Genomic DNA, 12,814 nt, shown 5'->3' with positions numbered 1-12,814 from the left:
ACAAAAACAAGTTCAGATTATCGTAGTAAGTTTCCAATAGTTTTGAATATAAATTATTAAAAGCTTCTGAAGTTTGTGGGTTTAAAAAAATATCGTGCAGTTTTTGTTTCTGAACTGTTGATGTCAAGGTCGTACCAGGGCGTAAAATAGGGATTAAACGGATTTGAAAGTACATGAACCGATTGCGCCGGGGTGAATCCTTCACTTAATAAGAATAATCTTTTTCCTTCCTTATTCCGGCAGACACCGGAAATAAAAACAATGTGTCCGGGACTTCCCGGTGTGATTAAAATATCTCCTGTTTTCAGATCTGAATTTTTTGTGACCGGTTTGGTTTCCTTATTTAATGAAATTGTTCCTGCATAATTGAAAATCAGGTCCAGATAATTTCTGAAACTTTGGTAAGAATCATCAAAAGGCATGGTTTTTCTAAAGCTGACTGAATTTCCGCTTACAAAAGCTCTCGTTCCGTTTTTATAATCATTCCAGCTGAAAAGATCACCGCTTGTAAAATGAAATTTAATTTCGTTAAATTTTTTTGCCTTATAAAGATATTCAGCTCTCATTCGGATGGCGGCATCAGCACATTGCTGCAAATCTTTATTTCCGGTATCAATATCAAAAACTGCTTCATGGAGATGCTGGGTGGAGATAGGCGTTCCATCGTATTTTAAAATCCGACTTCCGTAAGGTTTCAGTGTGAAATTTTCAATAAAATGACCGAAAGAACCAGGTTTTTCTTCTATCCACTCATACCCTTCCGGGGGAGAAAATCTTTCCCGGATTGTATTTTTATTTTTATTGATTTTTAAAGCATTTTCAGCAATTAAATGCTCATTTTTATCTGGTTCAGGTAATAAACGGTCTGATACTTTTTCTTTTGTACAGCCTATGTAAATGAGAATAACAATGATTCCTGTGATAACTTTTTTCATGCGTTTTAGTGAACACAAATATCATTTTTTTTCACCTATCTGCCAATATCTTATTTGAAAATTTATCGGTTCAACGACTCCTCTTTTCCAGAAATCAACAATTTTCCCCAATCATTCAGCTGCCAGAGGATTTTCACCAGCTTTTCACCGAGTTCCGTCAAAGTATATTCAACCTTTGGAGGAAGTTCATTAAAAGACTGCTTCGTTAAAATACCGTCTTCCACCATTTCACTCAGCTGTTGATTGAGAACTCTCCGGTCCACTTTTGCAATCCCGCGTAAAAACTCACTGGGACGTTTTTTTCCTTCATTGATCTGCCAGACAATAGGAATTTTCCATTTTCCACTGATGGTATTAACAGCAACTTCCAACGGACATATTTTATTTTCTTCAGCTCTTTCCTTTGTTTCCATAAAATTGACTTTTTTATCCCAATGGGGGAAAAATGTGCGGTATTGTTTTTCTCCGCCCACTTTCAGACTTTTGTAAAGGTAATCATTAAATAGTATGACAGAAAAACGAAAAGGAGCCCGCTCCATCAAAGATATTCCAACGGATATTTTGGAACAGCTGAACAGAGGAGAAATTGAAACCGCCAATCTTACGGAATGGCTGGCAGTAGATCAAAGGCTGCTGTTGGAAAATCTGCTTTTACAGAATGATCGTACGGAATATATGACACCCGTTTTAGAAAATGTAAACCAGCTGAAAAAGCAAACTGTCAATACCATTAATGAAACAATAGGAATTGGCTTACTTAATCTGGCTGTGAAAAATAAGGATAACGAATTTCTTTTGAAATTGTCAGTTCATCCCGCAGATCTGGTACGTTGCTGGGCAGCTTATACGATTGGAAGAAATAACGATTTACAACTTAAGGAAAAATTAAACAAAATTCAGCCATTTGCTTCTGACTCTCATTTTGGAGTGAGGGAAATCTGCTGGATGACGGTGCGTCCGGATATTTCCAAAAACCTGGACGAAAGTTTATCTATATTAACAAAGTGGACCGCGGATGATAATGAGAATGTAAGACGTTTTGCCAGCGAATCCACAAGGCCAAGAGGTGTGTGGTGTGAACATATTGATGCTTTAAAACATAATCCAGGGCTTGGACTGGAAATACTGGAATCTTTACGATCTGATTCCTCCAGATATGTACAGGATAGTGTTGGCAACTGGCTGAATGATGCCAGCAAATCTCAACCCGAATTTGTAGTGGAAATCTGCGATGAATGGCTTCGGGAAAGTCCGACAAAAGAAACACAGTATATCGTAAAGAAAGCTCTGCGAACCCTTAAAAAGTAAGAGTTATCCACAAAATAAAAATGTTGATTTAGTTTTTGATCATATAGGTCACAGATTTACATGGCTTTACGTCATATTTATATATTCCTTTTTTCCCGGGAAGTGCCTTTATTTGCTTAATTTCTGCATGAAAAAGAACACTGATATATTTTCAATGTTAACTATATGTTAACTGGAAAAAGTTATCCACAATATGAGTTTTCAATTAATGTGGATTCTATCTCCCGTAAAATGAACAGATTAAAAAATATGGGTCAAAAAAGAATTTGGAATCGCAGCTTTTATCATCCAAATAAAAAGTTATCCACAATATGGAATTCCGGCTACCATTTTTCAGTCAGATATTTCCAGTACCTTTTCGGAACATGCTGAATATGCAGTTTCATATTTTTTCTTTCCACAATATTGGTTTTCGTGAAATAACGCTGCCAAAGTAGCTGATAGCCCTTTTCCTCATCATGGAACTTCTGTTGATAATGGTTAAGATCAAGTTTTTCATCAGGGTAGAAAAATTCACAATCGTTCAGATTATATAAAAGGCCATAGTTTCTTCGAAGATCGTAGATCATCCATTTCTGATCCTGATATCGGTCTTTAAAATGTTTTCTGATTAAAGGAAGAACATTGAAATCGGGATCTATTTTGGAGAAAAAAACACCATCCTGCATTTTTTCAAAGCGGACAAATGCAGTCATCCTATGCCTTTCCCTGTCTACCGATTTGCAGATTTTTGAAATTTTTAAAACATCAGAATCGGCAAAGTTTTCAAGAATATTAATTTCAGCTTTTTTCACCGACTGCCTTACTGCGGATAAGATGAGGTTTTCCAGATCCGGATCTTCAGATAAAAAAACTTTTAAAAGTTTGTAAACGCCCTGTTTACCAATATTCTGCTCCAGTTTATTCAAAACCCTTTCAGACTTGTCTGGTTGAGTAATTACTTCGTGAATTTCTGCAAAAATGTTTTCCTGATGAAATCTTTCACTGCTTGCAATCTCCACATCTTTATAACGGTATTCGAAAACTTCAAATATTGCAGTGAAAAGACCATCGAAACTTCCATCGTAGAGTAGGGTTGTCATGTGTTGAATTAAAATTTGCATGTGCTTGTCATTCTGAACGAAATAAAATGAAGTGAAGAATCTAGAGATTCTTCCTTCGTCAGAATGACAGTCGTGCTGTATTATAAATTAGTGTCCATTTGTGAAAATATTGGTGTCATTTGTGTTTAAAATCAAAACAAAGTCAGCTGTTGCGAAAACTGGTTATGAAATTTGGATGAGCTTCCGCCTATGAGCAGCTTTCTGAAATTTTTATCCGTCAAATATTTCAGGTAGGCATTTCCCGCAGTAAAATCAATAAAATATTTTGCCCGGTTCACAGCTGCTCCGAGTTTTTTCAAATGATCAATGGTCAAAATCTGAAAACGTCTTGCACTCACAATTTTCTGAGCTGTTTTCACTCCGATTCCGGGAATTCTTAAAATCATCCGGTATTCGGCAGTCTGGAGATTCACCGGGAACTGATCCAGATTCCGCAATGCCCAGCTTAATTTAGGATCCATTTCCAGATCAAGAAAAGGAACATTCGGATCTAAAATTTCTTCCGCTTTAAAGCCATAAAATCTCATCAGCCAGTCCGACTGATACAGTCGGTTTTCCCGAAGCATTGGAACTTCCGTCGTTAAAGAAGGCAGTCTCTGATCTTCCAACACCGGAACATATCCGGAATAATACACCCTTTTCAGATTAAAATTTTTATAAAAATGATCAGCAACTTTAATGATCTGAAGGTCGTTTTCATTAGTTGCCCCTACAATCATCTGTGTAGATTGTCCGGCAGGAGCAAACTTGGGAACTTTTTTCAGAATTTTCTTTTCATCCTTATACTGAATAATTCCTTTTTGGATATATCGCATCGGGCTGATCATATCCTGTCTGTTTTTTTCAGGGGCCAGCAATTTTAATCCACTTTCTGTAGGAATTTCAATATTTACGGATAACCGATCTGCATACAACGCGGCTTCCTGCATCAGATCATCACTTGCCCCGGGAATAGATTTCAAATGAATATACCCGTTAAAGTTCTCTTCCAAACGTAGCTTTTTGGCAACTCTTACAAGCCTTTCCATGGTTGTGTCTGCATTTTTGAAAATTCCTGAGCTTAGAAATAACCCTTCAATATAATTTCGACGGTAAAAATTGATGGTAAGATCTACCACTTCTTCTACCGTAAAAGCAGCTCTTTTGATATCATTGGAACTTCTGGAAACACAGTAAGCACAATCATAAATACAGTGATTGGTCACTAAGATTTTAAGCAAAGAAACACATCTGCCGTCTTCTGTATAGGTATGACAGATCCCGCTTGCAGAACTATCTCCTAATGCTCCTTTTTTATTTTTTCTTGTACCTCCGCTTGATGAACAGGAAACATCATATTTCGCTGCATCAGCAAGGATTTCCAGCTTTTCTTTAAGACGGTCAAAATTCATATTTTAATAGATTTGATCTGTTTTGTATCAAAAATGTAATTTAATTTTGTTCAAATTTAGTTCCAAAATTGATAAAAGTCAATCTTTTTTCATATAAGTTATCAACAAAAAAGAGTCTCAAAATCATTATATTTACGGCTCATTAAAGTTTATATCATGAATCATAAACCAATCGAAGGTTTTTCCAAGCTTCCAAAGCAGGGGAAAATCGAATGGCTCGTAAACGAATATCTTGAAGGAAACCAGGAATATCAAAATATATTAAAACAATACTGGAATGATGATGCAGATCTTCAGAAGCTTCACGAAGAATTTTCTGAAAATACCATCTCCAATTTTTATATGCCGTACGGAATTGCTCCAAACTTTTTAATCGATGGAAAACTGTTGGCGCTTCCAATGGCAGTTGAAGAAAGTTCTGTAGTTGCTGCAGCTTCTAAAGCCGCAAAATTCTGGATCGACAAAGGAGGTTTTAAAACAACCATTATCAATACAGAAAAGCTGGGACATACCCACTTTATTTTTAATGTAGAACCGCACAAATTATTGCATTTCTTTAATTTCAGTTTAAAGAAAAAACTATTTGAAGCTACAGAAGATATCACGGCGAATATGAGAAAACGTGGTGGAGGTATTTTAAATATCAGCCTAGTGGATAAAACAGCAGAAATGCCGAATTATTACCAGCTGAAAGCAAGCTTCGATACCGTAGATTCAATGGGAGCGAACTTTATCAATTCATGTCTTGAGCAGTTCGGAAAGACTTTGAGACAGGAAGTTGCTACCAGTGAAGATTTTACTCAGGAAGAAAAGAATTCACTACAGATTGTAATGAATATTCTTTCCAACTTTACGCCTGACTGTATCGTACGAGCTGAGGTTTCATGTAAAATGGAAGATTTAAAAGATGACAGTGGAATTTCTCCGGAAGAATTTGCTTCTAAATTCAAACAGGCCGTTACCATTGCAGAAATAGAACCTTACCGTGCGACTACTCATAATAAAGGAGTAATGAATGGAGTAGATGCCGTTGTAATCGCTACCGGAAATGATTTCCGAGCTACGGAAGCCTGTGCACATGCGTATGCTGCAAGAGACGGACAATACAGATCTTTGACTCACTGTACAACAGATAACGGAATTTTCAGATTCTGGATTGATCTTCCTATTTCTGTTGGAGTTGTGGGAGGACTTACCAATCTTCACCCTTTGGTAAAATTCTCTCTGGCTCTTCTTGGAAAACCTTCTGCACAGGAGCTGATGAGTATTCTTGCTGTTTCCGGTCTTGCACAAAACTTTGGAGCTTTACGTTCTCTGGTAACCACTGGAATTCAGAAAGGACATATGAAAATGCACTTATTGAACATTCTGAATCAATTGGGAGCCACTGAAGAAGAAAAACAGCATTTTGTCACGTATTTTAAAGATAAAACGGTGAGCCACCATGAGGTGATCAACGAGTTTAACAGAATGAGAGGAAACTAATGTTACAGATCATTTTGCCCATAGTATTTCTTCTTTTTGGATTTTTTCTAAAGAAAACAAACCATGAAGGTTTCAGAAGTTCCAAAAAATTCGCCAATATGTTTATCATACTGGGGATTTCTACATTGGTTGCCAAGTTCATTTTAATGTACTTAAAATCAAAATAGTGAAAAGGAGTATTGTATTTTTCTTACTGATTTCGGGGTTAAGTTTTTCACAACAGCAAAAAGTGAAAATAAGTAATCTGCAGCCGAAAACTGAAGATACCGTTTTTCCGGTTGTTTCGTATTCGGAAAATCCTCGGGTAGAAAATAAAATCAATACATTTCTCCAGGTAGATCAGCTGGAATATGTTCCGGGATCTGGCGGAAATCCTTTTAAACTGGCTTCTACAGCCACCAATTCCTATTCAAACTATCTTTATTTTTATAGTTGGGATAAAATTGAAACTCCTGAGAATATTCTGAGTATTGCCATAGATGGTGAAGCTTCAGGCGCTTATCCGGAAGGGTTTACGATCTGGAAAAATTTTGATCTGAGAACAGGAAATTTTATCAATGCTGAAGATTTATTTCAACCTAATTCCGTGAAAATGGTTGAAAGTATCATTCAGAAAAGAGTAAAAAAAAGAATTGCCGACTTTCTGGTCAAGCTGAAAGCAGAAAAAAATCCATCTGAGGAAACTGAAGATCAGATCGCTATGTATGAGGACTGTTTTACAGAACATACTTTAGAAGACATCAGATATTTTTTCGGAAAAGATAAACTGACTTTTGTTGCCGGAAGATGCTCCAACCATGCTATGAGAGCTCTGGATGACCTCGACAGTCACGAAATAAAGTTTTCCTACAAAGAACTGGAAAAATATTGGAGTCCTTATGCGAGAAATTTAATTTCCGGTTCTGAAAAAATAGGTGCCACCAGTTTTAGAAATAAGTTGTACAAAGGAAAAATAGATGACAAATATCCTGTCACTGTTTTTATCAGCCGCTTATATAAAGGAGAAAGTGAAAATGATACAAGCTCCTTTACTGCATTGTATTGGTATGATAAAAATAAAAAACTGATTGAGTGGAACGGAAAGATAAAAGGTAATCATATCTCCATCATAGAAAACGATTATTATAGTGAAGAAACCAACCAATGGATTTTCAAAGCCTTGGTGGAAGCAGATTTGCAAGGCAGGAAAATTATAGGAACCTGGCAGGATCATAAAACAAAAAAATATTTAACCCTAGAATTAGAAGAGTTATAAAATGAAAACAATTACTTTAGTTTTTGGAGCAGTTTACGGAATGGTTTCTGTAATCCTTGGTGCATTCGGAGCACACGCTTTAAAGAAAATATTAGCTGTGGAAAGACTGGAAAGTTTTGAAACAGGAGTAAGATACCAGATGTATGCAGCTTTTTTCCTGCTGATCATCGGATATATCTTAAAATTTGAAACTTCCGCTGAAAAATGGACTTCCATTTTAATGATTGCAGGAACATTTTTATTCTCAGTAAGTATCTATTTCTTAAGCATGCAGGATTATCTGGGAATGAATCTTAAATTCTTAGGCCCTATCACTCCGCTTGGAGGTCTGATGATGATCTTGAGCTGGGGAATGCTGATCTTATATTTTGCCAAAAACAGAATATAAGAATGAAGATTAACAGAAGAAAAAGGTTAATACGAACATTCAATCTCTTAGATTAACCTATCAGATTCAATCCGTTTGTATTCAGCCGCACTTTTTTATGTGGGCTGTGACTGGTCTGGTGGGCGGTAATAGTAATATTGACTTATAAAACAATTTCTGGTGTATTTTTAGACCAGAATATCAATAAAAAAGTTCAGGGAGTTTCCTGAACTTTTTTGGTTTTATAAAGAGAAATTTTCATTCATCCATTTAAGTTTATTAAAGCTTTTAAGAAATTTCGCTTTGATGGAAATGAATTTTTCCTGTGCTTCAATCATTTTATTTTCCCTTGAATTGATCAGGAAAAGAGAACTCTCACCGTTCGCATACTTTGTTTCTTCTGCAGTAAGAAGTTGCTGGTAATTCATAAGATTATTTTGTGAAAGGGCTATCTGGGTATGGTAATTTAAAAGTTCGTTTTTATAGGTTTCAATTTTCGTGGTAAGCTCTCTTTTCTTGAATTCAGTATCAAGTTTATTTTGTTCTATTTTAATTTTGGCCATTTGATAACTGGCTTTGGCTTCCCTTTGAAATACCGGTATTTCAAGTTTTAATCCATATTGAAAATTATTGTCAAAAAGAGGAAGGTAATCTGACTGATAATTCTCTTTGTTGAAGAAATTATAAGTAAAATCAAACTTGGGAAGAAAGCTCTGCCATTTCAGCTTCCGTTCACTTTCTAAAATATGATGTTTCTGAGTATAATACTGTACAGACCAATGGTTGGTGGTTTCTTTTGTTTTAATTTCCTGCAGAAGAAATTCAAAATCTGAGTAGGCGGTATGATCTGAAAGATGATCTGCAGGATAAAAAAGTTGTGAGATTTCATAAATTTCACGATTCTCTTTCCATAAAAATAACTGCAGCTGCTGGGTGTTTTTAACAAAATTTAAATAGGCTTCTTTCTGCTGAAGTTCAAAGCTCTGTAGCTGAGAAGCTGCTTCAACAGTATCGATAGCTGCTCTTTCTCCATATTCAAAAGTTTTCCGGGTGAGCTGCAGACGTTTTTTGCTGACCTCAACCGCTTTGTTTTGCAGCTTGTAAATTTCGAAACTTTGTACCCATTCCCAATAGGTGTTTTCTGCTTCAAGAAGAAGTTCATTGGTAAGTACAGTCTGTTCAGCTTCCGTCATTTTCGAAGCAAATTTCGCCTGATCCAATGCTGCTCTTCGTTTATCATACAAAAGATTTTTAGCTAAAGGAACAGTAATTCCCATGCTGTAAATGCCACCTTTGGTTTCACTGGAGTTGAGTTTTTCACCATCCAGATATTGATATCCTGCCGTAAGATCAATTCCGTACCAGGTAGGAATACCCAGTTCAATATTTTTTTGTCTGTAATATTGTACACCGTCAATGTTCTTTTCGCCCAGTTTTCCTCCTAAAATAGGATCAAAATTTCCTCTTGCTTTAGTAATCTCAGATTGCGCAATTTTGTTTTGCAGTTGATATTTCAATGCCATTGGATGATAATTTTTTACCACCGCTAGAAATTCATTTGCTGAAATCATGAGAGAATCCTGTGCTTTATGATACTGGAAAAAAAGAAAGATCAATATAAAAAGAAGTTTACTTTGTTTTCTCATAGTTAGCAGTTTGATCATTTTTTACTTCATAATAATCTGGTGGAAAACCGTTGATATTTCTCCATAGTTCATACCAGATAGGAACATCATTAAGAATGGCAATTCCCTGTACACCTCCTCCCATTTTAATTTTTGGAGGCCATCTTTTTTCCTTTTTATCTTCAATAATCAATGCTTTAAAAAGTCCGTTTGCACTGATATTGCTTTCCACGGCAACCACCTTGCCTGCAAATGTTCCGTAGCTGGAATTGGGCCATCCCGAGAATACAATGGCAGGAAATCCATCAAAAATGCACATCACACGCTGACCTTCTTTCACAAGCGGGAGATCCACAGGTTTTATATAAATCTCAACTGCATAATCTACTGCTGTGGGAACAATTGTCCCAATATTTTCACCATCTTTTAAAACTTCACCAATTCCTGTTTTATTAAGCTGTACAATCTGACCGTCCTGTGATGCAATAATGAAATATAAGCCCTGTCTTGCTTTGTAATTGGCCACTTGATTTTCGAGCTTGGCAATTTCACCTTCACTGCCCTCAATCTGCCCCATGTTTTGAAAACGGTCTCCTTCTATTTTACTGAGTTTCTCTGTGTAATCCTGAATCACAGAATTCTGTTCAATTCCTATATTGATAATTTCCTGACGGGTTTGAGCCACTTTATTTTCTGATGCTGTTTTTTTGGCAACAGCATTTTGATAAGAAATACTTCTTTGCTGAAACTGGGTAAGAGAAACCAAACCTTCCTCATACATTTTTTTCTGCCGCGCAAACTGGTCTTCTGAAAGCTTAAGTTCATTACTAGCAGCGGTGAGTTCTGCTTCTTCACCGGTAAGTTTATTATTAAGCTGGCTTATTTTTATTTTGAGCTGATTCAGTTTTAAGTTTCTGGCTGAATGTAAGGCTTCAAGCTGGGTTTTCACTGTTACTGCTTTTGCTTCATAGAAATTTCTTACTCCCTTTTTAGCATTTACCTGTTCCTGTGTTCTCTGTACCAAAAGCGGATCTAAATAATCATCTTTTATTTCGGAAAGCTGCAGTAAAGTATCTCCTTTTTTTACATAATCTCCGTTTTTAACATACCATTTGATGATTTTTCCCGGGATAGGAGAGTGAAGTTGCTGTGGACGCTGTTCCTGATAAAGAGAGGTTACATTTCCTTTCACTTTAATATTCTGTGTCCAAGGGAGAAATAAGGTAATTATACCGCCTATGAAGATAAACAGAAACCATCTTTTTACCCGTGACTTTTTATGAATATGATAGATATTGTCAAACGACTGTAGTTTCATTTTACTAATTGTTTTGAAGTGTTTTTAATGTTCCTCCTTCCAGATGAAAATGCTGATCGGCATATTGTAGCAGTTCTGTATCCTGAGAAACAATAATAATAGTTGTGTTTTCCTTGATTTTCTGGAGATATTTTATCATTTTGTCCTGATATTCTTCACGGATTCCTGCAAAAGGATTTTCCAGAATGATAAGTTTTTTGTTACCGAGGAGAGCACGAAGCAGCAGTATTTTTTTCTTTGAACTGAATGTGATTTCAGGATCAGTTTCACTTACTTCTGTAAAGAATCCGCTGCTGAACATACTTGAAATATTTTCTATATCCATATTTTCAGAAAGCTCAAGAATATCTTCTGTGTGGCTCTGGCTGCTTCCTAATAGGATGTTTTCTTTAACGGTTCCCTGAATGATCTTCATATTTTCCAGATAAAGTCCAACATTATTTCTCCAGTGTTTTTTCTCTATATTTTTTAATGGAATTTTATCAATCAGAATTGCTCCTGAGCTGGGCTCGAAGAATCCTGTGATCATATTAAGCAGAAGGGTTTTTCCCGCTCCCAGTTTTCCTGTTAGAATGTTCAGACTGTTTTCTTTGATTTTGAAATTAAGGTCCGAAAGGATGGGAGTATTATCATTAAATGAAAAGCTTACATTTTTAAATTCAATTTCTGTCCCTTTTTCTTTCTGAGATAATGTGATTTCTCCGTTGGGTTCCTCTTTAAGTTCAGTGATTTTAGAGAGTTTGGCAAAAGACGCAATCAGATCATAATAACTTTCAAGGCTTACAATAAGCTTTTCTACAGCAGACATGATGCTTAGAACAACAATTTCTGTGGCAATGAATGCTCCGATATTCAGCTTTTGATTAATCAGAAGATAGGTTCCAATGGCCAGCATTGCTAAAGTAATGATGACTTTAAAAGCAATAATTGTTTTATACTGAAAAACGAGTACTTTAAAATGAGCTGTTCTGTGCTTAAGATATTCTATCACTCTTTCATCAGTTCCTTTTAAATGAGAATCATCTTCAGAATGCATTTTAAATGTTTTTACAGAACCGGCGATATCCTCTATCCATGCTGCTGTATCGTATTTTTTGTTGCTCTCTTCAATGCTGGATTTGATTCCGCTTTCCATCGTATATCTGAAAATAATTACAACAGAGAGAATAACCAGACCTCCGAATGCTAAAAACCAAGGATGATAAAAAGAGAGCAAGAGAATCCCAAAAACAATCTGTATTAAAGCAGTAGGAATTTCCAGTAATATTTTTGAAATTCCTTTCTGAAGATTCTGAATATCAAAGAATCGGTTGACAAGTTCCGGAAGGTAGTATTTTCTGGTGTAGGAAAGATCTGCTTTGGGGATTTTGTCTGCTATGGCGATGGAAAATTCTACAAATATTTTCTGCTGTATCTTTTCAATTATCTGGATCACTTTTAATCTGAAATATCCGGCAAGCCAGGTTCCGATTACGACAAAAAATATGAGGATATAAATGGAAGTTGTCATCGTAGCTCCCATCACAAAGCTTACAATAGACTGTATTCCTAAAGGTACGCTCAGCAAGACTAAACCATTCAGAATAGCATAGAAATAAATATTGGTAACATCTTTTTTTTCTTTTGTAATGTAGCGGATGAGCCTTTTTCCCTGTTCATTAGCTGGTATTTCCATTTTTCTTCTTTAGTAAAAGATTAACTGTTTTTTTAAGTTGTGAATTTTCCTTTGAATATCATCTGTTGTCACTGGAAACAGCTTTTGTTTTCCAGGAAATTGATAGGATTTGGTGATCACTTTTTCTGAAATAAGGACTTTTACCTGAATTGAATTTCATCTGAAAATTCATGAAATAGGTATGTTTTATTTCCGGGCTTCAAAGATAATAGATGGGATTTGTTAATATTCTTATCTACATTAGAATGACATTAAAATGTCATTAGAATATGATCGTGAGATTTAGTTTTTTTATGATCATTATCATATTATTCATAGATTCACCGCCTTGAATCTGATAAGATCGCATATA

11 protein-coding genes are annotated in these 12,814 nt (G+C 35.7%); 4 read left to right on the top strand and 7 right to left on the bottom strand.

From position 1 onward, the window contains the following. Positions 1–56: 56 nt before the first annotated feature. Both A1704_RS22765 and A1704_RS22760 read right to left on the bottom strand, forming a co-directional pair. A complete protein-coding gene (locus A1704_RS22765) occupies positions 57–935 on the bottom strand; it encodes a DUF4846 domain-containing protein (protein ID WP_062676281.1) in 879 nt (292 codons plus the stop codon). A 62-nt stretch (positions 936–997) separates the two neighbouring features. Continuing rightward, positions 998–1,348: a winged helix-turn-helix transcriptional regulator gene (locus A1704_RS22760; protein ID WP_062676280.1), complete on the bottom strand. Its 351-nt coding sequence runs from the start codon at positions 1,346–1,348 to the stop codon at positions 998–1,000. 94 nt (positions 1,349–1,442) lie between these two features. On the opposite strand from A1704_RS22760, the gene A1704_RS22755 reads away from it, so the two are divergent. Beyond that, the gene (locus tag A1704_RS22755; RefSeq protein ID WP_062676279.1) at positions 1,443–2,243 is read left to right on the top strand and encodes a DNA alkylation repair protein; all 801 of its coding nucleotides are present in this window, start codon (positions 1,443–1,445) and stop codon (positions 2,241–2,243) included. 323 nt (positions 2,244–2,566) lie between these two features. Here A1704_RS22755 and A1704_RS22750 read toward each other — a convergent pair whose 3' ends face one another. Further along, a complete protein-coding gene (locus A1704_RS22750; RefSeq protein WP_062676278.1) occupies positions 2,567–3,325 on the bottom strand; it encodes a TIGR03915 family putative DNA repair protein in 759 nt (252 codons plus the stop codon). A 152-nt stretch (positions 3,326–3,477) separates the two neighbouring features. Further along, positions 3,478–4,737, bottom strand: coding sequence for a putative DNA modification/repair radical SAM protein (locus A1704_RS22745; protein ID WP_062676277.1), 1,260 nt, complete (start codon positions 4,735–4,737; stop codon positions 3,478–3,480). Between the two features lie 156 nt (positions 4,738–4,893). Between A1704_RS22745 and A1704_RS22740 the strand changes: the two genes are divergently transcribed. The 3 genes from A1704_RS22740 to A1704_RS22730 all read left to right on the top strand — a co-directional run bounded on the left by A1704_RS22740 (position 4,894) and on the right by A1704_RS22730 (position 7,865). After that, positions 4,894–6,222 (top strand): hydroxymethylglutaryl-CoA reductase, degradative, encoded by a 1,329-nt coding sequence (locus A1704_RS22740; RefSeq protein WP_062676276.1) that lies wholly within the window; start codon positions 4,894–4,896, stop codon positions 6,220–6,222. 166 nt (positions 6,223–6,388) lie between these two features. Next, positions 6,389–7,477 carry a hypothetical protein gene (locus tag A1704_RS22735; RefSeq protein WP_062676275.1) on the top strand — a complete coding sequence of 363 codons (1,089 nt, stop codon included), beginning with the start codon at positions 6,389–6,391 and terminating at the stop codon, positions 7,475–7,477. 1 nt (position 7,478) lies between these two features. Then, the gene (locus A1704_RS22730; protein ID WP_062676274.1) at positions 7,479–7,865 is read left to right on the top strand and encodes a DUF423 domain-containing protein; all 387 of its coding nucleotides are present in this window, start codon (positions 7,479–7,481) and stop codon (positions 7,863–7,865) included. Positions 7,866–8,086: 221 nt separating this feature from the next. Here A1704_RS22730 and A1704_RS22725 read toward each other — a convergent pair whose 3' ends face one another. The 3 genes from A1704_RS22725 to A1704_RS22715 are packed head-to-tail and all read right to left on the bottom strand — an operon-like array spanning position 8,087 to position 12,462. Then, a complete protein-coding gene (locus A1704_RS22725; RefSeq protein ID WP_065119731.1) occupies positions 8,087–9,490 on the bottom strand; it encodes a TolC family protein in 1,404 nt (467 codons plus the stop codon). Then, positions 9,474–10,787 carry an HlyD family secretion protein gene (locus A1704_RS22720; protein WP_062676272.1) on the bottom strand — a complete coding sequence of 438 codons (1,314 nt, stop codon included), beginning with the start codon at positions 10,785–10,787 and terminating at the stop codon, positions 9,474–9,476. Before A1704_RS22720 ends, A1704_RS22725 begins: the two co-directional genes overlap by 17 nt. Positions 10,788–10,791: 4 nt before the next feature. Next, positions 10,792–12,462 carry a peptidase domain-containing ABC transporter gene (locus A1704_RS22715; RefSeq protein ID WP_062676271.1) on the bottom strand — a complete coding sequence of 557 codons (1,671 nt, stop codon included), beginning with the start codon at positions 12,460–12,462 and terminating at the stop codon, positions 10,792–10,794. Positions 12,463–12,814 lie beyond the last annotated feature (352 nt).

The organism is Chryseobacterium cucumeris (assembly GCF_001593385.1).
Classification (GTDB): Bacteria; Bacteroidota; Bacteroidia; order Flavobacteriales; family Weeksellaceae; genus Chryseobacterium; species Chryseobacterium cucumeris.
This window is presented reverse-complemented; position numbering and strand designations above follow the sequence as displayed.